The organism is Halanaerobium sp. MA284_MarDTE_T2, assembly GCF_003337245.1.
Taxonomy (GTDB): domain Bacteria; phylum Bacillota; class Halanaerobiia; order Halanaerobiales; family Halanaerobiaceae; genus QPJE01.
Genome location: NZ_QPJE01000013.1, coordinates 41,523 through 61,700, shown reverse-complemented (window position 1 = coordinate 61,700; position 20,178 = coordinate 41,523). Strand labels below are relative to the sequence as shown.

Genomic DNA, 20,178 nt, shown 5'->3' with positions numbered 1-20,178 from the left:
AATACAAAAGGCAAGTTAGAGGATATACTGTTGGGCTAACAGGATTTTAAGCCTGTGGAGATGGTGGGTTACCACTTCTAAGAAGCAGGAATCCTCGTGGGCTTGCCCCGAGGAGGGTCAAACAAAAGTGAACCTTATTTTTGAAGAATTAATGGAAAAAGATAATATAGATAAAAAATTTATTAATAGAGTTTATGCTCCGATCGGTTTAGAGATTGGCAGTGAAACACCTGAAGAAATAGCAGTTTCAATTATTTCTCAGATTGTTAAGGTAAGGAGGCTGGGCCGTGAATAAAGAACTATTTGAGAAAATTATTAATTACAGTGGAGAAAAACTTGTGCTGGCAGCAGTAATAAAAACTAAAGACTCTTCTCCCCGCAATGCAGGTGCTAAAATGATAATATATCCTGATGGTTCTACATATGGAACTATTGGTGGAGGACCTGTAGAAGCTGAAATTATTGAAGAAAGTAAAAAGTTAATAAAAACAGGTGGATCTAAGAAGTTAAATTATAATCTGACCAATAAGGATATAGCTGAACATGGTGGAATATGTGGAGGCAATGTTGATATATTTGTTGAGGTAATTGATTTAATTGACTAGAAAATATTAATATATTTGTAGGTATAATAAATTAAATAGCTAAAGTAATTGATATATTTTTAGAGTTTTTTAAACTTAACGACTTGAAAATATTGGAGGTATTTATGATTACATCTCTTGTATTAGCTGCAGGTGAAAGTAATAGGATGGGAGCATTAAAGCAAATCCTGCCTTTTTCTGATTCCACGATACTTGAAACAACTGTAAATAATTTAATAAAAACTGACCTGTTTGACGGAGAAATAAGAATAATTCTTGGCGCAGAGGCTGAAAAGATATATCCGCATATAAAAGATATTATTAATGAAAAAATAAGGGTATTGGTTAATGCAGATTATCAAACTGGTATGCTTTCATCTATAAAAAGAGGACTTAAAGACCTGGCCCCGAGTACAGAACATATTCTTATCACTCTGGCTGATAAACCAATGATTGCTCCTGATACTTATAATCTAATTATAGAGAAATATCTGGCAGACAGCAAAAAAATAATTGTTCCAGTTTATGATGATGTTAGAGGCCATCCTGTCATAATTTCTAAAGAATTGGTACCTCAGATTAAACAGCTTACAAATTCACCTTATGGGCTTAGAAATTTGATTAAAAGACATCCAGAAGATGTTTTGTATTTTCCGGTTGATGATAAGAATATTATTCTGGATATAGATTATTTTGATGAATATAAAAAGTATAAAAATAAGGTTGAAGATGAGAGTATAAATTTAAATTATAAATTATGGCTGGAAAAAAGTGATAAAGTTTTTGGGGATGGCCCCTGTGACATTCTTTTGCGAATTGACAGATATGGTTCTCTCAATAAGGCTGCTCAGGATATCAATATGTCGTACAGTCAGGCCTGGAATTTGATAAATGATATTGAGCATAGGCTGGGGTTTAAACTGATTGAAAGACATAAAGGTGGTTCTTCTGGTGGTGGCTCAAAGCTGACTTCCAAAGGAAGAAAGTTTTTAAACAATTTTTTGGCTTTCCGTAAAGAAGCACATTTTGAAATAACTAGGTTGGAAAATAAATATTTTGGCAGAGATTTTTGGGATGAAATATATTGAAGAAATATATTGAAAAAGATTTTGCCAAATGCTAAATACGGTAATTTTGTAATCAGGTACCAGGCTGGAAAATCTCAGGTACCTGATTTTTTATTTGCTCATTTCTGTTTAATAAGTTATAATAATTGCGAATATCTACTAATAATAAGTATTTTTTAAAAGTGGATAAGAATTTTTGTGAAAAATAGTACATAAATTAATATTAATTCTTATAAAAGTTCAATAAATTACATTAGAACCCTGGGGGAGGAGTAAATATTGAAGTTAGCAAGCTATGACATTCAGGCAAAAGAAATAATGGCAGAAGATTTTATTAAAATAAAAAAAGGAAGTAGCATAGAAAATATTTCAGACATATTGATGAAGAATACAAAAAAAGAAATTTTTATAGTCGATGAAGCAGATAATATTAGAGGAATAATAACCTTAAAAGATCTTTATAGTATCTGTCATAAAAATGGGGATAGTTTTAACGAGCTTTTAAAAAGAGATATAATTTATATTAGACCTGAGGATACTCTGCTTAAGTGCAGAGATTTGATGGTAAAAGAAGGTATCGGTAGATTGCCGGTTATCCGCGGCTCACGATTGGTTGGGGTAATTCGACAGGAGCATATTAGAAATTTTCTCTATATGCGGATCGAAAAAATAAGTGTTATTCTCAAATATATAATTAATAATATCAGTGAGGCTGTTTGTTTAATTGATAAAGAAGGTAGAGTTTTAGTCTGGAATAATAAGGCTGAAGATCTTTATGGAATTACTTCAAAAAAAATTATAGGAGAACTGCTTCAGGATTTTTTTCCCAATGCTATTGATGTTAAAATTTTAGAAACAAGAAAAAAAGTAAAAAATATTTATCATACACCACGTAAAGGTTGTCATATTATAATTAGTGCAGTTCCAATTTATATTAAGGGCAAATTTTTTGGGGTAGTAAGTACAGACCGCGATATTTCTGAAGTAAAAAAAATGCAGAAAGAACTAAAACAGGCCAATGATTTAATAGAGTTTTTGCAAAAAGAGATTGATAAAAAGACTGATAATAATTTTGGTAATGTGGTAGGCCAGAGTAAGGCTATTAAAGAAAAAATAGATATGTCAAAAAGAGTTGCAAAAAGCAGTGCCTCTATTTTAATAACTGGAGAGAGTGGAAGCGGCAAAGAAGTTTTTGCAAGAGCCATCCACAATTACAGTGATGTAGAGGGATATTTTGTACCAGTAAACTGCAGTGCTATCCCTAAAGAATTATTTGAAAGTGAATTTTTTGGTTATGAAGAAGGTGCATTTACAGGCGCTAAAAAAGGAGGAAAAAAAGGACTTTTTGAGCTGGCAAATAATGGAACCATTTTTTTAGACGAAATAGCAGACCTCCCCTTATTTATGCAGGCTAAACTGCTTAGGGTGCTTCAGGATAAAACTATAAAAAAAATAGGTGGAGAAAAGAAATTAGAACTTAATCTAAGAGTAATTTCAGCAACAAATAAAGATTTAAGCAGGATGGTTAAAAAAGGCGAATTCAGAGAAGATTTATACTACAGAATAAATGTAATTAATATTAACCTGCCGCCAATTAGAGAGCGGAAAGAGGATATTATATTGCTTTTTCAGCATTTTTTAGAGGAAATAGCGGCTGAAAATAAAATAAAAGTACCAAAAGTTGAAAGCAAAGTAATGGATATTATGATGAACTATGACTGGCCGGGAAATGCTAGAGAGTTAAAAAATGCGGTAGAACACTTACTTGCACTTGCTCAGGATGATGAAGTAATTACCCCTGAGCTTGTCCCCCACTATATACGTGAAAAGGTTTTAAATAGAGAAAATATTGATAGTATTTATACCGAAAGTGTTGGCTTAAAAAGTGCAGTTGAAGAATACGAATCATCATTAATAAAACAGGCACTCAATATATCAGATGGTAATATTAAGCTGGCGGCAGAATTGCTAAAAATCCCCAGAACTACACTTCACTCAAAAATTAATAAATATAATATCTAGTATTATTCGGAACAAAATAGAGTTATAAAAAATGATTAAATTTCGTCAACTCAAAATAATGATGTCAGAATGACTAAAATTCGTCATAAAATATATAGAAAAATTTAATAAAAAACGTTATTTAAGACCTAAAAGAGGCTGATTCGGCCTTTTTTGGGTCTTTTTTCTTTCAAGTTGACTTTATGGAACAGACTATGCATTATTAATATAATGAGAAATAAAGGAGGTGCAGTGATGGATTTTAAGATACCATTAAAACAGCATATAGGATCATTATCAAAAGTAATCGTAAATGAAAATTTTGCAGTAAAAAGAGGTCAACTTATTGCAGAAGCTGATGGACTGGGGGCAAATATCCATGCCAGTGTTTCTGGTAAAGTTAAAAAAATTACAGAAACAGAAGTTATTATTGAATCCAGTCAGGAAGTAGAGAAGGATGATTTTTTAAAACTGAATAAAAGTGATGACTATCTAGAAATGATTAAAGAAGCCGGCATTGTAGGTGCTGGTGGAGCAGGGTTCCCAACACATGTTAAGCTTAATTGTGAATTAAATAACGGTTTTGTTATTGCTAATTGTGTTGAATGTGAACCAATACTTAACCATAACATCAGTTTAATTGAAAAAGACCCCACCTCTATAATTAGAGGTATTAAATATGTAATGGAAATTACTGGGGCAGAAGAGGCATATATTGCGATAAAAGCTAAAAACAAAAAAGCTGTAAAAGCTTTAGAAGAAAAAACTTCATCAGAAAATAATATTAAAGTTAAAAAGTTGAGAGACATATACCCTATGGGTGAAGAAAGAGCAATTATCAAAGAAATTTTTGGTAAATGGTTGGAACCAGATCAGCTGCCGTTGGAGGTAAATTCTGTAGTATTAAATGCAGAAACAATTTTTAATATCAGTGAGGCTGTAGAAAAAAGAAAACCGGTAATAGATAAAGATATAACAATTGCTGGTAAGTTAAATGGAGAAAAAACAAGGGTCGTAAAATTAAGAGTTCCGATTGGAACCCCCATTAAATTGTTAATTGAAAAAGCAGGTGGTATAAAGGGAGATTATGGTGAATTAATAATTGGCGGACCATATACAGGTAAAGCTGTTTCTCTGGAAGAGGCAGTTCTAACAAAAGTCGATGGTGGAGCGCTAATAACTCTTCCCTTTCCAGAATATACTGGACCACTGGGATTACTTGTTTGTGCCTGTGGTGCTGATGAAGCAAGGCTGCGGGATATAGCTGAAAAAATGGGTGCAGAAGTTGTCGGTGTAGAACAGTGCAAAAATGTTGTTGAAAATAATGGCAGTTTAAAATGTAAAACTCCTGGAGAATGTCCTGGCCAGGTTGAAAAAATAATGAAACTAAAAAAAGCAGGGGCAGAAAGAGTACTTATTGCCAATTGTAGTGACTGTTCAAATACAGTAATGTGCTGTGCACCTAAACTGGGCATTCCAGTTTATCACCATACTGACCATGTTTTTAGAACATTAAATTATCCGCTCACAAGAAGACTAAAATTAGATGCATAAAGCATTAATTATTAGTTTATGTAAAAAATATATAAAAATAACTTACTTATGATAGTTCAATTTAACATAGTGAATTAAAAATATATTAATTTAAAGATATTGGAAAATAAAAGATAAGAAAAGAAAGGAGAATAATTATGTCAATTTCTGCTGAAGAAGCACAAAAGATGAAAAATGAAGTAGCAGTTGGCTGCTGCCGTACAGAAGCCGGAACAGTCATTTCTGCAAAGAACCTGGAAGATCCAGCTATTATTCCAGATCTAGTTGATTCAAACCTGCTGGAAATTCCGGACAATTGTTTAAAAATAGGGGAGGTAATAGGTGCCAAACTTAAAGAAACTGTTGATTCTCTGACACCATTTACTCCAGAAATGTTTGAAGATATTAAAAAAATGGAAGAGGATGAAGACATTAAATTAAGTAATGAAGACCAGGCAGCAGTGCTTAAGATAAATAAAAAAGCAGGTGAAAAAATTACTATAGACGATTTAGAAGATCCAATGCATTTTGATAAATTAGAAGATTCTCTTCTCATTGATTTAAATGACAGTGATAATGTATTAAGCAGGAGGGAAGCAGTAGGTAAAACTCTTTCTCAGGATTTACCAGCTTTAACTCCAATTAAAAAAGCAGTAATTAAAGAATATCCTGATTCCACAACTGAAGAAGGTGGAAAATCAAATCAAAATAATGTTCAAAGAGGTGGAGTACTTAAAATAAAGATAGATGAGGGAAAAGGTATTGATATAGAATTACCTCTCAATACTACTGTACAGGGGGGTGCACAAACTATTGCAGAATCAAATCAAAGCAAAAGTTTAAAAATTAAAGATACAGCAGATAAAGAAAAAAAGGCAGAAGAAGAAATAATTGTACGTAAACTAAAGCGCAAATATTTCGAAATAAATGAGGTAAAATTTGCTAGAGAAAGCAAAATTGAGGATAAAACCCTTTACATTAGAAAGGATATCTGTCAGGATGCTGTAGATTCAGAAGATCTTGTTGTTGATCTCAAAATAGATATAATAACTCCTGATGATTATGATAAATTCAGTAATACTATTATGGATGTTCAGCCAATTGCAGTTAAAGAAGAAGGAGAACTTGGAGAAGGCATCACAAGAGTTATTGATGGAGTAATTGTAATGGTAACTGGAACAGATGAAGAAGGTGTACAGATTGGAGAATTTGGTTCTTCAGAAGGTATTTTAGAAAGAAATATTATGTGGGGCCGCCCCGGTGCACCAGAAAAAGGCGAAATATTTATTAAGACAGATGTTAAAGTTAAAGCTGGAACAGGAATGGAAAGGCCTGGACCTATGGCAGCTCATAAAGCAACTGATTTTATCACTCAGGAAATTCGTGAAGTTCTCAAAGAGTTGGACGAAAGCCTTAAAGTAAGGGAAGAGGAATTTGTTCAGAAGCGCCGGCCAGGGAAGAAAAAAGTTGCTATTATAAAGGAAATAATGGGCCAGGGAGCAATGCATGATAATTATTTACTTCCTGTTGAACCAGTAGGCACACTTGGTGCTAAAGCAAATGTAGATTTAGGTAATGTTCCGATTGTAGTCTCACCACTACAGGTTATAGATGGCTGTATTCATGCTTTAACCTGTATTGGCCCAGCTTCTAAAGAGACTTCAAGACATTACTGGAGAGAACCTCTAGTAATGGAAGCTATGAATGATGATGAAATAGATTTAACAACAGTAATTTTAATTGGATCACCACAGGTAAATTCAGAAAAATTCTATGTATCAAAATTACTGGGAATGGCGGTAGAATCTATGGACCTTGATGGTGCCATTGTTACTACAGAAGGATTTGGAAATAACCATGTGGACTTTGCAAGTAATATTGAACAGGTGGGTAAAAGAGGAGTTCCGGTTGTAGGAGTCACCTATGCAGCAGTACAGGGCCAGCTTGTAGTTGGTAATGAATATATGGATGCTATGGTTGATCTAAATAAATCCAGACAGGGTATTGAAAATGAAATTTTAGAAAATAACTGTCTGACTAAAGAAGATGCCATAAGAGCAATAGCTATGCTAAAAAGCAAAGTAGCTGGTGAAGAAATTAAAGCACCGGAAAGATCCTGGAACCCAAATGTTAAGTTAAATAATATCGAAGTAATTGAAGATACTCTAGGAGAAAAAATAGAACTTGCTCCTAATGAAACTTCCCTTAAAATGAGCAAAAAGAGAAAAGAAATTTATGAAAAAGATGAAAAAGATAATTAGATCAAAATTGCTGACTGCAAAAAAATATCAAAAAGGAGATTAGACAGATGAATAATTTAAAATATATTTCCACAGAAAGATATTATGAAGGTATTATAACTGAAATAAATGATTGTGCAGTAGCAATTGATTTCAAAGGGCGTATGGGAGAAATCTATATTCCCCGCCGCATGTTGATTAGTGATTATAAAATAAAAGTTGGTCAGGAAGTAGGTTTTATGATGACATATCCAGAAGTTTTAGCTTCTGATGTAAATGAAGATTATTTAGCCAATATAAAAAGAAGTAATATAAAAAAGCTTAGAAAAAATAATAAAAAAAGTAAAGGAGGAGCAAAATGAGTTTAACCGTTGTAAAAGGACTGCAGTCCGAAATTTATGTTCCGATTACTCCCGAAGTTGTCTGGACACCGGTAGAAAAACCTTTAAAAGAAATGAAAGTAGCGCTTGCTACTGCAGCTGGAGTACATTTAAAGAGTGATAAAAGATTTAATTTGGCAGGTGATACAGGATATCGAATTATTCCAGGTGATGCCTCAAGTGAAGATTTAATGGTTTCACATGGTGGCTATGATAATAGTGATGTTAACAAAGACATCAACTGTATGTTTCCTCTGGACAGATTGAGAGAGCTTGAATCAGAAGGATTTATTAAAGAAGTAGCTTCCAAACATGTAGGCTTTATGGGAGGTGGGGGTGATGTAAAAGTCTTCAAAGAAGAAACTGGCCCCAAAATTGCTGAAATATTTAAAGAAGAAGGTGTTGATGCAGTCTTATTAACTGCTGGCTGAGGTACCTGCCACCGCTCTGCCGTGATTGTGCAGAGAGCGATTGAAAGTGCTGGTATATCGACAATTATTATTGCAGCATTACCTCCAGTAGTTCGTCAAAATGGTGCACCAAGAGTGACTGCTCCTTTAGTACCTATGGGAGCTAATGCAGGTGAACCAAACAATGCTGAAATGCAGTTGAATATTGTGCGTGATACATTAAAACAGTTAGAAGAAATAGAAACTCCAGGAAGAATAGTAAAACTACCTTATGAGTATAATGCTAAAATTTAGAGCTAAAAATTGATAATAAAAGGGATATAAACAGGAGGATAAAAATGTCGGGGGAAAAACGCAAATTGACAATCAAAGCTTTTAATATTAATAAAGTAGAACTAGGATCTTTTACAGAAATAAAAGATAATGTTCTCAAACTGGATAGAGAATATCTAAATAAAATAGATTTTCAAAATGAAATAATAAAAGATATAAATTTAAAAATTATTTCACCAGATAGACATGATCAATATGTGAATAATATCCTGGATTTTATCCCTATCTCAGTTAAAGCACTTGGTAATTTAGGAACTGGCATTACTCATACATTAACCGGGGTATATTTGCTCTTAAGCTGTGCGGACGAAAAAGGAAGACAGATGGCCGAATTTGGATCTTCTGAAGGCATACTTTCTGATAGAGTTATTTTTGGAAGAGCAGGTACCCCGGCAAAAGATGACTATATAATTAATTTTGAAGTTATAGTTAAAGAAAAATATCTTTTTGAAAGAAAAGCAGCTCAGAGTGTTCATGCAGCTTGTGACAATTTTTTGGATTTGATCCGTGAAAAACTAAAAAATATAGATGGACGAAAAGCAGATGAAATACATAAATATGAAGAAAAAATAAATCCAGATAAGAAAAAAATTGTGTTAGTCAAGCAGGTTGCCGGTCAGGGAGCAATGTATGATAACCAGATTTTAGCTGATGAGCCATCAGGATTTAAAGGTGGTAGATCAATTATCGACATGGGCAATATGCCAGTAATACTATCTCCTAATGAATATCGAGATGGGGCAATTAGAGCCATGACATAATATTTTATTATAAATAAGAGGTGTTTAATTATGGGAATTGGTCCATCAACAAAGGAAACAAGTTTACATCATTTTCGTGATCCGCTCTTAAATATCATAAATAAAGATGAAGATATTAATCTTATGGGAGTAATTATAGTTGGCACTCCGCAATCACAAAAAGAAAAATATTATGTTGGGAAGAGAGCTGCTCAGTGGGCGGAAGCAATGCAGGTTGACGGAGCAATAGTTTCAGCAGATGGCTGGGGTAATTCTGATGTAGATTTTGCCAATACAATAAAAGAAATAGCTGTTCGGGATATAGAAGTAGTTGGACTTAGTTTTATTGGTATACAGGGTAAATTTGTTGTAAAAAATAGGTATATGGATACAATAATAGATATAAATAAATCAGAATCTGGAATAGAAACAGAAGTTGTTGGTGAAAATACTGTTGATGAGCTTGATGCCAAAAAAGCGCTGGCATTTTTAAAACTTAAAATGAAAAGATAAACTTTAAATAAGCTAGTTTAAATTATATAAAGGAAGAACTTTTTAGGAAAAAGCTTAATTTTTTATATAAGTCACCCCTATATTTCCAAAAATTATTATTTATGCCTTAAAATTCTATTTTTCTAGTTTGAAGAAAAATGAAAGACTGCTGATAAGTAAGTATTTAAGAGATAAATCAATTTCATAAGGAGGTAAATTATGAATTTTATTAAAAGTATTCAAGCTGTTGATTCTCATACTATGGGAGAACCCACCAGAATTATAACTAGTGGTGTGCCAAAAGTTCCAGGTAAAAATATGGCTGAAAAGAAAGCATATTTAGAAGAATATTTGGATAACATCAGAACTACAGTAATGTTTGAACCGCGTGGCCATAATGATATGTTTGGTTCCATTATTCTACCCCCAACTACAGAAGAAGCAGACTTAGGAATTGTGTTTATGGATGGTGGTGGTTATCTAAATATGTGCGGTCATGGCAGTATTGGAGCAGCCACAGTTGCAGTTGAGACCGGTATGGTAGAAGTCAAAGAACCTTATACCGATGTAGTTTTAGAAGCACCGGCTGGTTTAATTAAAGCCAGGGTAGAAGTTAAAGATGGTAAAGCTAAATCAGTTTCTATAATTAATGTTAACTCTTTTGTTTATAAGGAAAATTTAGAAATTGAAGTGCCAGAAATTGGTGCAGTTAAGTTAGATATTTCTTTTGGAGGTAGTTTTTTCGCAATTGTAAATGCTAAAGATCTTGGCTTACAGGTTAATCATGCAAATGCTGATCAGCTAAAAAAAGTAGGGATTCAAATTAGAGATATTGTTAATCAGACAATTAAAGTTCAGCACCCAGAAAAACCGCATATTAATCAGGTTGATTTAGTGGAAATTTATGATGATCCAACTAATCCAGCTGCTGATAAGAAGAATGCAGTTGTTTTTGGCCAGGGCCAGCTGGATCGTTCTCCCTGTGGAACAGGAACAAGTGCTAAATTAGCTACTTTATATAAAAAAGGTGAGTTAAAAGAAAATCAAGAGTTTGTATATGAAAGTATAACTGGAACTTTATTTAAAGGAAAAATAGTAGGTCTGGCTAAGGTAGGAGATTTTGAAGCTGTAGTCCCTCAAATAACTGCTAATGCCTATATAACAGGGTTTAACCAATTTGTAATTGATCCAGATGATCCTCTCCAAAATGGATTTTGTTTATAAATAATCTGATCTTTTAATGAATTAGATAAATAAACTATTAAAAGGAGTGAATAAATTGATTAATATTTTATTAGGTATGTTAGCTTTATTGGGTAGCTGGTTTGGTGTGGAGCTGGCCCGAGATACAGTAAAAAATTATAGTAATTTAGAAAATAGAACAGATTGGTTTAAATCAGGAGCAATTGGATTTGCAACCAATTTTTTTGATACACTTGGCATTGGTAGTTTTGCACCTACGACAGCCTTATTGAGAGGATTTAAGCAGATTAGTGATCGTATTTTACCAGGAACTTTAAATGTTTCCTGTACAATTCCTGTAATTATTGAAGCATTTATTTTTATTTCAGTAATAAATGTTGATCCCATAACTTTATTTAGCATGATAGCATCAGCTACAGTAGGAGCCTGGATTGGAGCTGGAATTGTATCTAAATTACCAGAGAAAAAGGTACAGTATGGAATGGCATTTGCCTTGTTTATTACTGCTGTTTTAATGATTTCAGGTCAGCTGGGCTGGATGCCAGTTGGTGGAGAAGCAGTTGGTTTAACTGGTTTAAAACTAATAATTGCAAATGGAGTTAATTTGATTCTAGGTGCTTTAATGACACTAGGAATTGGGCTTTATGCTCCCTGTATGGCTTTAGTTTACATGCTGGGAATGAGTGCCCGGGTTGCTTTTCCTATTATGATGGGATCCTGTGCCTTTTTAATGCCGGTTGCTTCTGTTAAATTTATTAAGGAAGGTGCTTATAACAGAAAAGCTTCTCTGGCAATTTCTATTGGAGGAGCTATCGGTGTTTTTATTGCAGCTTATATAGTTAAAACTTTACCACTCAATATTTTAACCTGGTTAGTAATCTGTGTAATTTTTTATACTTCAGTTACTATGTTTAGAGCTGCATACAGTAAATAATTATTATAAACATGAAATAATTCAGATTAGCTAAAATATAAATAATTTACTTTAAATAATATGTTTTGGCAGGAGGAGATAATATTGCTCTATTAGAGTGCTGGTTATCTCCTTTGATTTTTTAAATAAGAAATAATATAATTATACTAGTTTAAAATTTCACATGTAAATTAAGCTAAGACTTTTTAATTTCATTCTGCATTTTAGCTTTGGTGACATATCCGATACCGTTATTTCCACAGTATCTAAGGTTTTCATAGTGAGAAAATAGGGAATATTCCAGAATAGATGAACCAGCGATAAAACTAATACTGGTCATATTATACTACTACATATCAATAAAAAGGGGGTAATGTTAATAATTTATAGGCATATATTTTGTTGGTTGTTTAATATTAAAATTTTAATATTAATCAAAACATTATCTGAGGAGATGAAAAAATGAAAACACAATATTTGATTTTTATTTTTGCTTATTTGATCGGTATTTCTCTTTATGGAGTTTATTTGAACAAAAAATATATCACAGATAGTGATAGTTTTGTTAGAGCTGGTCGTTCTCTCCCATTTCCAGTTTTAGTTGGTACTTTACTGGCTACTTGGATGGGTAGTGGTATGATTACTGGGACCGCTAATTTTATTTATGAGCGTGGACCAATAGCCGGTATGATTCATTTAATTGGTGAACCAGTGGGATTATTATTGATAGCTTTATTTTTAGCTAAAAGAATTCGTGAAAAAGTTAACTATACTCTGCCAGAATTGATTGAAAAAAAATATGGAGTTTTAGCTAAAGTTCTTGTGGCAGTCTGTATAATACTTGCATATGTTGGAATAGTATCCTATCAATTTAAAGCTGGCGGCTATATATTAAATATTGTTACCGGTATGAGTGTGCAGGTAGGTACTCTTATCAGTGCTGCTGTTATAGTATTTCTTGCTATGGTAGGTGGACTTGTCTCAGTAGCATATACAGATGCAATAGGTACTCTGCTGATATTTGGAGCAATTTTAATTGGCCTTCCCATAGCAGTCAGTCAGGCCGGTGGTATTTCTGAAATAATTGCTTCAATACCCGCAGAAAAAACTACAGTTACTGGTGGGCTTTCAAATATTCAGCTTATAGGGTATATGCTTCCTACAATATTTCTTGTTTTAGGAGAACAAAATCTCTATCAGCGTTTTGGAGCAGCCAAAGACCCTGAAGAAGCAAATAAATCAGGTTTTGGCCTGTTTGGTCTGGCACTGTTATTAGATATTTTAATAATCGCTATGGTAGTAATGGCAATAGTATTATATCCAGGATTAGCTAATCCTGATACAGCATTTTTTCAGGTGGCAATGGGATTACCACTCGTGGTTGGTGGATTAATAATTGCATGTTCTATAGCACTTTTTGTTACCACAGCTAATTCTTACTTGCTCTCTGCTTCGACAAATATAGTATATGATCTCTACATAAATTTTTTTAAACCAAATATTTCAGATAAAGGAAAATTAGTTGCTATGAGAATAACTATATTTATTCTGGCGGTGGCTGCATTAGTAATGGGAACATTTTTCCCAAATATTTTGAGTATGCAGATGTACGCTTATTCAATGTATGGAGCAGCAATTACTCCATCACTGCTGGCAGCTCTTTTCTGGAAAAAAGCATCTAAGCCCGGAGGATTAGCATCTATAATCTCTGGAGGAGCTACTGTGTTAATCTGGGATGTTTTATTGGGTACCCCATTTGGATTAAATAGTATTGTGATAGCAGGTCCATTGGCAATAGTGGTATTGATAATCGTAAGTTTAGCTACACAGGACCAGGTTAATTTTTTAGAAGCTGAAAATGCATAATGTTTTAAATTATTTCTCTAGCATTGCATAATTTCTCTATCATAAATGATGCGAATATTTATTTTGATTCCTGTTTTGATTGATCTAAAATCAGCCCAGAAATAATTACTTAAAACCATGGAGGCAGATGAGCATCAATGATATTTATGGTCGAGATTGTTTTGTAGAAATTAGAATCTCTTTTTCCAGAACCACTCAATTTAATATGATTAAATGTGGTTTTTATGATATTTTTATGCGGTGTTAGTAAAATTATTTAGTTTTATTGTTGATTTTAAATCAAAGGTAATCTAAGTAGGAGTTTCCCCAAAATTTATTTTCAAGCTGCAAAAAGGGGGCTTTAGTCATCAACGAAATTTTTAGATTTAGCTAAAACTCAATTCGGGTGTGAAATAGGGCACACTAATCAATGAGTCCTACTGACTCATGATTAGCTCACTCCATCCTGCAGTTCAACCCTATTTCTTCCTTCATTTCGTTAAGATTCATTGACTAAAAATTTCAATATTCCTGCATCTCCCCTTTTTGTAGCAGTATATAAAAAATGGGGAAAGTCCAGTAATCTAAGTTATTATTTTAAGTTCAATGTATATTATATGGGGAGGATATTATTTATGGTTTGGCAGAAAAAGATCGATAAGCTGGCAGAAGTAATGAAGGAAAATGATGTAGATTTCTTAATTATTGGCGCAGACACTGATTTGGAATATTTTGCACGAATAAATTCTTGGGAAGGCGAACGATTTAAGGGGTTAGTAGTTTTAAACAATGGACAGCATTTTTACATAAGTCCAGAACTTTATTATGAAGAAACAAGAGAAGTTTTAGGTGAAGAGGAAGATATATATCAGTGGGGAGATGGCGAAGGTTTTTTAAAAGCTTTTAAAGAAGCTGATAAAAAGTATGATTTAAGAAATAAAGTGATTGCAGTTAACCAGGCAGTAACAGCAGTTGAAATGTTAGAAATGAAAAAAGAATTGAATTCTAATTTTATTTCAGGTCAGGATTTCGTTTCACAGATCAGAATGATAAAAGATAAAACTGAAAGAAAATATTTAAAAAAAGCTGGAGCGATTGCTGATAAAGCAGCTGCAGATATTGTTGAGTTTATAAAGCCTGGCATAACAGAAAGAGATATAAAAGAAAAAATAAAAGAATTACTGTTAGAACATGGAGGTGAATCACTATCTTTTGAAACAATAGTAGCATCCGGTCCAAATAGTTCTAAGCCTCATTATAATAACGACAAAAGAGTAATTGAAAAACAGGATGTAATAGTTTTGGATTTTGGCTGTAAGTATAAGGGATACTGTTCTGATATGTCTAGAACTGTATTTGTTGGAGAACCTACTGAAGAAATGAAAAAGGTTTATGAGATTGTGTTAAAGGCAAACAGAAAAGCAGAAAAAGCAGCCAATGTTGGTTCTACAGCTGAAGAAGTAGATTTAGCCGCAAGAAATATTATTGAAGAAGCAGGATATGGTGAGAACTTTATAAACAGGACCGGACATGGTATTGGTAGAGCAGTTCATGAAGGCCCATTTATTAAAAATGGGAATAAATTGGAATTGAAAGATGGTATGGCTTTTAGTGTTGAACCAGGAATCTATATACCTGGTAAATTTGGTATGAGAGTGGAAGATATAATTTTAATTGAAGATGGAAAAGGACAAAAATTAAATAATTATAATAAAGAAATGATAGTAATAAAATAAATAATAGATTAATTATTTAACAGCAGTGCTGGTTTCGGGCAAATAAATTTTCCTGATACAGCTACATTAAATAAATTTACAAGCTGTTTTAGCAGGAATCTAGAAAAAGTTATAGAAATTATAATTTATGATATTTCCTAACAGCTGTGATATTATCAATATTTTTTAAAAACTATTAGATTTGACGTAACGAGAATATGAAAGGGGGATTTTTTATGAAAATGTCAAAAATGTACATACCTACTTTAAAAGAAACTCCAGCTGATGCAGAAATTGTTAGTCATCAGCTTATGCTTAGAGCAGGCCTGATGCGTAAATTGACTTCAGGTATTTATACCTACTTACCGTTGGGTTATAATGTGATCAGAAAGTTTGAACAAATTGTTAGGGAAGAAATGAATAGAGCGGGAGCTCAGGAGCTTTTAATGCCAGCTCTACAGCCAGCTGCTCTCTGGAAAGAGTCGAAACGGTTTGATGACTACGGCCCAGAATTAATGAAGTTAAAAGATAGACATAACCGGGATTTTTGTCTGGGACCAACTCACGAAGAGGTAGTAACTGATCTGGTTAGAGATGAAATTAGGTCTTATAAAGATTTACCTTTAAATCTTTATCAAATTCAGACTAAATATAGGGATGAGATTAGACCCAGATTTGGAGTGCTGAGAGGTCGAGAATTTATTATGAAAGATGCCTATAGTTTTGACCGTGATCAAGCAGGTCTTGATCAAAGCTATCAGAAAATGTATGATGCTTATTGTAAAATTTATGATCGCTGTGGTCTTAAGTACCGCACAATTTTGGCTGATAGTGGACCAATTGGAGGAGATAATTCTCATGAATTTATGGTTTTGGCCGAAGTTGGTGAAGATACTATTGTCTATTGTGATAGCTGTGATTATGCTGCTAACTTAGACCTGGCCGAATCAGTGCTGGATCTTAAAGAAGAAACTGCTGGTGATGCGGAGCTGTCTGCAGTATCAACCCCTGCTGCCAAAACAATTGATCAGGTAGCAGAATTTTTAGAGTTAGAAATTAAACAGATTGTAAAATCTGTTCTTTATGAAACTCAACGGGGTGAAATTGTTCTAGCTTTAATTAGAGGTGACTATGAAGTAAATGAAGTTAAACTAGCTAATCTATTAGGTGTTGTCAACCTGGAATTGGCTGGTGATCAGGTTTATGAGGAATTAAATACGGTTAAAGGATTTACTGGCCCTGTTAATATTGGAGAAGTGAAAATTATTGCTGATCATTCTGTTAGTAAAATTGTTGATGGAGTAATTGGTGCTAATGAAGCAGATCAACATTTTATTCATTTTAATTTTTCTCGTGATCTTGATTTAGAGGAAACTTTTGATATTCGCAAAGTCAAAGAGGGCGAAGAATGTGTGCATTGTGGAGGTAAACTGAAATTTGCTGAAGGAATAGAAGTTGGTCAGATTTTTAAATTAGGAACTAAATATAGTGAAGTTTTTAATGCAACTTATCTAGATGAAGATGGCAAATCTCAGATGATGGAAATGGGCTGTTATGGAATTGGAATTACCAGAACAATTGCTGCTGCAATTGAGCAAAACTATGACGAATATGGTATAAAATGGCCGCTTGCTCTTGCACCCTATCAGGTTCATTTATTACAACTTGGTGAAAGTGAAGAAGTAATAGCTAAAACAGAAGATCTCTATAAGCAGTTGAATAATGAGGGAATTGAAGTTTTATTAGATGATCGTAATGAACGAGCAGGAGTTAAATTTAATGATGCTGATCTGATCGGTTGTCCAATTAGAATAACAATTGGCGAACGTTCTTTATCAGCTGGAAAATTAGAAGTTAAATACCGACAAACAGGTAAAGAATTTACTATCAGTACTGGTGATGAAACAGCTAAAATTAAAGAGTTGCTTGCTGATTTAAGTTAAATCATCTTTGAGATGTAAAAGGAATAATCCTGCTGGGACCAGTTCAGCAGGATTATTTTAAGTTTTCAAAAATAATATCAAAAAAACTTAGATATTTTATCAGCTGATAATTGATAATATTTTATAAATAATATACAATATAATTATAAATTAACCGGCTATACGGAGATTATCATCAGCAAAAATTAAGGTATGAACCTCTCTTCCTAAATCAAAAACAAGATTTAGATGGAGCTTTTAATTACATATAGATTAAATTTCAAACAGCCAATTTATTGGCTATTTTAGATAAAAATAATATTTGTCACTGTTTTTACAGAGAGTATGCAGGAGTAAAGTATTTTCAGTTGAAGAGCTGAATAAAAAATAGGTTTAGATGTGAGAGGAGACAATTTAACTGCTGTTTTTAAAAATTCAATATCTGTTAATGATAATTGATAAGGGAGGAGGTAGATTAAGTTATGAACATTGATATTGAAAAATTAAACTCCAAATATTTAGATACTATTTTGAGAGCACTGCCGGAAATAATTATTTTGATGGACAGCAAGGGGAATTATCTGAATATTCTAACTTCAAATTCTGATGATTTAGTTGATCAGAAGAAGAACCTTGTTGGGGAAAATGTTCGGGATATATTACCAGCGGCTGAAGCAGAAAAATTTATCAACATCTGCAGATCTAACTTTAAAAAAGGTGAAGTTAAAAAATTTGAATATAGTCTTTTGCTTGATGGCAGGCAAAAATACTTTAATGCTCTTTTTTCAGCTGTTGAGCCTGAACATATAATGGGCAAGGTAGTAGTAGCTTCTATCCGCAATATCACTAAATTAAAGGAGACTGAGCAGAAGTTAAAAGAACAAAAAATCTATTTTGAGCAGCTTTTTAATAATTCAACAGAGGCAATTTCTCTAATGGATAAAAATCACTGTGTAATTAAGGTTAATAAAAAGTTTGAAGAAATATTTGGTTATACTGAAGAAGAGATTAAGGGATACAATCTTGATGATTTTCTGCTTCCTGAGGAAATAGAAAGTACAGGTAGATATTATACTGAAAAAATAAAAAAAGGAGAAAAAGTTACAGGTGAAACTGTTAGAAAAAGTAAAGATGGTAAAAAAATAGATGTTTTTCTTCAGGGATTTCCAATTAATTTAAGCAATGGTCAGATTGGAATATATGCTCTTTATACAGATATCAGTCAGCGCAAGAAAAAGGAGAGAGAAATAAGGTTTCTTTCTTTTCATGATGAAATGACCGGTTTATATAATAGAAGATATTTTAAAAATGAGCTGGAAAGGCTGGAATCTTCCCGCAAGCTACCAGTTGCTGTGGTGATTGGAGATTTAGATGGATTAAAAAAGATAAATGATGCCTATGGTCATAAAATGGGAGATAAATTTATCATGAGTACTGCTCAAATACTTAAAAATACCAGCAGAAGTGAGGATGTAGCAGCTAGAATTGGTGGTGATGAGTTTGCTGTAATTCTGCCTAAAACAGATGCTGAATCAGTTCATAAATACTGTCAGCGGATCAGAGAAAATATTGATAAGTTTAATCAGCAAAATGATCTGCCCCAGGAACTTTCCATTTCGCTGGGTGCTTCTGTTTTAAAGAACAGTTCTCAAAGTCTGGATGAGATTTTTAATGAAGCCGATCAGAAAATGTATATTAATAAAGGACGAAAGTAGATTTTAAGAAAAAAATTAAAACTTCCATGTAATTCCTGCCATATACTGTGTATATTCCTGTTCAGCTTTATAATCAATACCTTCTGCAAAACTTCCATCTGAAAAATATTGTTTCTGGCTTCCATCAACTTCTGTTTTATTGTAATCTATATTGAGAAATATATCTGCAGCAGGTCCTAATTTGTAGCTTGCTTTTCCGCCAATCATCAGAGAACTTCCCTCACCTTTTCCTTTAGCGCTTAAATTTCGAAGAAGATGACGATCTTCATCTTCCATATCAACCCAGTTTGAGTAATTAATAACAAATTCTAAATTCAAATTATTGAGGTTATTTTGGAATTCCACACCTACATAAGGAATATCATAGGTTGCTTTATAAGTAATATTATCTCCTGCTACTTTCTGCACTGTTCCTTTAGGAGGAAATATAGTTGGATAATAATTAGAGATGTTTGTTAAAGTAGTCTGGTTCAGATCATATGTCACTAAATCATATTTATCTTGTTTAAATCCAACATTTATGGAATATTCCCAGTTATACCCTGCTGAGTTCCAAGGTGCTTTAATTTTTAAATTCCACTTAGTTATATCTTCAACTTCTGTAGAAGACTTGCCTATAATATCCTTCACATGTATTCCTGTTGCTGCTAACCAGTCAGAATCCTTAAAAGTCCCCGCATCATCATTGATATTTTTTGCAATATCAAATTCTATACCACCAATATTTAAAGATTGAATGTTTAAATTATTTCTGTAGCTTATGTTAATCATCTCTACATCTAATGGAAATTCAAGCAGACTTCTAAAAGTATATCCTGAAGAAATATCAGAATCGATAGCTCCAATCTCATATTCAGTATAACCATTCAGAGTTCCAATGCTTAGATCAAATTCGTGAGTGAGATCTTCTGCAGAAGCTGCAGTGGTAAAAGAAAATAAAAGCAGGAAAAGAATCATATAAATGATAATCTTATTTTTCATTAATTTTCACCTCAATAATAAATTTTACAAATTATGAAAAAATATATCTATTTATATAATTCACGTATTTTAAACTAATTCCTGCAGATATCACTTAATAATTT

At 32.9% G+C, this 20,178-nt stretch carries 15 protein-coding genes and 1 pseudogene; 15 read left to right on the top strand and 1 reads right to left on the bottom strand.

The genetic code is table 11. From position 1 onward, the window contains the following. The first annotated feature begins 127 nt into the window (after nt 1-127). From DFR78_RS07425 to DFR78_RS07350, 15 genes and pseudogenes are all read left to right on the top strand, one after another. Nucleotides 128-295, top strand: coding sequence for an XdhC family protein (locus DFR78_RS07425; RefSeq protein WP_199505578.1), 168 nt, complete (start codon nt 128-130; stop codon nt 293-295). After that, nucleotides 288-605: an XdhC family protein gene (locus tag DFR78_RS07420; protein ID WP_114458209.1), complete on the top strand. Its 318-nt coding sequence runs from the start codon at nt 288-290 to the stop codon at nt 603-605. The genes DFR78_RS07425 and DFR78_RS07420 overlap by 8 nt, the downstream gene beginning before the upstream one ends. A 104-nt stretch (nt 606-709) precedes the next feature. Further along, nucleotides 710-1,672, top strand: coding sequence for an NTP transferase domain-containing protein (locus tag DFR78_RS07415; RefSeq protein WP_114458208.1), 963 nt, complete (start codon nt 710-712; stop codon nt 1,670-1,672). Nucleotides 1,673-1,930: 258 nt separating this feature from the next. Next, the gene (prdR, locus tag DFR78_RS07410) at nt 1,931-3,673 is read left to right on the top strand and encodes a sigma-54 dependent transcriptional regulator PrdR (RefSeq protein ID WP_114458207.1); all 1,743 of its coding nucleotides are present in this window, start codon (nt 1,931-1,933) and stop codon (nt 3,671-3,673) included. 234 nt (nt 3,674-3,907) lie between these two features. Next, nucleotides 3,908-5,206 (top strand): proline reductase-associated electron transfer protein PrdC, encoded by a 1,299-nt coding sequence (gene prdC / locus DFR78_RS07405; protein WP_114458206.1) that lies wholly within the window; start codon nt 3,908-3,910, stop codon nt 5,204-5,206. Nucleotides 5,207-5,343: 137 nt separating this feature from the next. After that, nucleotides 5,344-7,446, top strand: a complete 2,103-nt coding sequence (gene prdA / locus DFR78_RS07400) for a D-proline reductase (dithiol) proprotein PrdA (RefSeq protein WP_114458205.1) — start codon at nt 5,344-5,346, stop codon at nt 7,444-7,446. Nucleotides 7,447-7,493: 47 nt separating this feature from the next. Next, nucleotides 7,494-7,787: a CBO2463/CBO2479 domain-containing protein gene (locus tag DFR78_RS07395; RefSeq protein ID WP_114458204.1), complete on the top strand. Its 294-nt coding sequence runs from the start codon at nt 7,494-7,496 to the stop codon at nt 7,785-7,787. Beyond that, a complete protein-coding gene (gene prdB, locus DFR78_RS12300; protein ID WP_114458203.1) occupies nt 7,784-8,509 on the top strand; it encodes a D-proline reductase (dithiol) protein PrdB in 726 nt (241 codons plus the stop codon). Before DFR78_RS07395 ends, prdB begins: the two co-directional genes overlap by 4 nt. 44 nt (nt 8,510-8,553) lie before the next feature. Next, nucleotides 8,554-9,801: pseudogene (gene prdD, locus DFR78_RS12160) on the top strand (proline reductase cluster protein PrdD). Nucleotides 9,802-9,999: 198 nt separating this feature from the next. Next, nucleotides 10,000-11,004: a proline racemase gene (locus DFR78_RS07375; protein ID WP_114458200.1), complete on the top strand. Its 1,005-nt coding sequence runs from the start codon at nt 10,000-10,002 to the stop codon at nt 11,002-11,004. A 64-nt stretch (nt 11,005-11,068) separates the two neighbouring features. Then, nucleotides 11,069-11,917 carry a sulfite exporter TauE/SafE family protein gene (locus DFR78_RS07370; RefSeq protein ID WP_369834948.1) on the top strand — a complete coding sequence of 283 codons (849 nt, stop codon included), beginning with the start codon at nt 11,069-11,071 and terminating at the stop codon, nt 11,915-11,917. Nucleotides 11,918-12,358: 441 nt separating this feature from the next. Continuing rightward, on the top strand, nt 12,359-13,762 hold the full coding sequence (locus tag DFR78_RS07365; protein WP_114458198.1) for a sodium:solute symporter: 1,404 nt from the start codon (nt 12,359-12,361) through the stop codon (nt 13,760-13,762). A 614-nt stretch (nt 13,763-14,376) separates the two neighbouring features. Further along, nucleotides 14,377-15,477, top strand: coding sequence for a Xaa-Pro peptidase family protein (locus DFR78_RS07360; RefSeq protein WP_158531729.1), 1,101 nt, complete (start codon nt 14,377-14,379; stop codon nt 15,475-15,477). A 215-nt stretch (nt 15,478-15,692) separates the two neighbouring features. After that, nucleotides 15,693-17,399 (top strand): proline--tRNA ligase, encoded by a 1,707-nt coding sequence (locus DFR78_RS07355; RefSeq protein ID WP_114458196.1) that lies wholly within the window; start codon nt 15,693-15,695, stop codon nt 17,397-17,399. 461 nt (nt 17,400-17,860) lie between these two features. Continuing rightward, entirely contained in the window at nt 17,861-19,093 is a 1,233-nt protein-coding gene (locus DFR78_RS07350; protein WP_114458195.1) for a sensor domain-containing diguanylate cyclase, read from the top strand. Between the two features lie 15 nt (nt 19,094-19,108). On the opposite strand, the gene DFR78_RS07345 is transcribed toward DFR78_RS07350, so the two are convergent. Further along, a complete protein-coding gene (locus DFR78_RS07345) occupies nt 19,109-20,074 on the bottom strand; it encodes an omptin family outer membrane protease (RefSeq protein ID WP_114458194.1) in 966 nt (321 codons plus the stop codon). Nucleotides 20,075-20,178 lie beyond the last annotated feature (104 nt).

What these genes read in the sequence shown, in the direction of transcription:
- DFR78_RS07415 (WP_114458208.1), top strand. Translation starts at nt 710, where the DNA reads ATGATTACATCTCTTGTATTAGCTGCAGGTGAAAGTAATAGGATGGGA.
- prdC (WP_114458206.1), top strand. Translation starts at nt 3,908, where the DNA reads ATGGATTTTAAGATACCATTAAAACAGCATATAGGATCATTATCAAAA.
- prdA (WP_114458205.1), top strand. Translation starts at nt 5,344, where the DNA reads ATGTCAATTTCTGCTGAAGAAGCACAAAAGATGAAAAATGAAGTAGCA.
- DFR78_RS07395 (WP_114458204.1), top strand. Translation starts at nt 7,494, where the DNA reads ATGAATAATTTAAAATATATTTCCACAGAAAGATATTATGAAGGTATT.
- DFR78_RS07375 (WP_114458200.1), top strand. Translation starts at nt 10,000, where the DNA reads ATGAATTTTATTAAAAGTATTCAAGCTGTTGATTCTCATACTATGGGA.
- DFR78_RS07365 (WP_114458198.1), top strand. Translation starts at nt 12,359, where the DNA reads ATGAAAACACAATATTTGATTTTTATTTTTGCTTATTTGATCGGTATT.
- DFR78_RS07360 (WP_158531729.1), top strand. Translation starts at nt 14,377, where the DNA reads ATGGTTTGGCAGAAAAAGATCGATAAGCTGGCAGAAGTAATGAAGGAA.
- DFR78_RS07355 (WP_114458196.1), top strand. Translation starts at nt 15,693, where the DNA reads ATGAAAATGTCAAAAATGTACATACCTACTTTAAAAGAAACTCCAGCT.
- DFR78_RS07350 (WP_114458195.1), top strand. Translation starts at nt 17,861, where the DNA reads ATGAACATTGATATTGAAAAATTAAACTCCAAATATTTAGATACTATT.
- DFR78_RS07345 (WP_114458194.1), bottom strand. Translation starts at nt 20,074, where the DNA reads ATGAAAAATAAGATTATCATTTATATGATTCTTTTCCTGCTTTTATTT.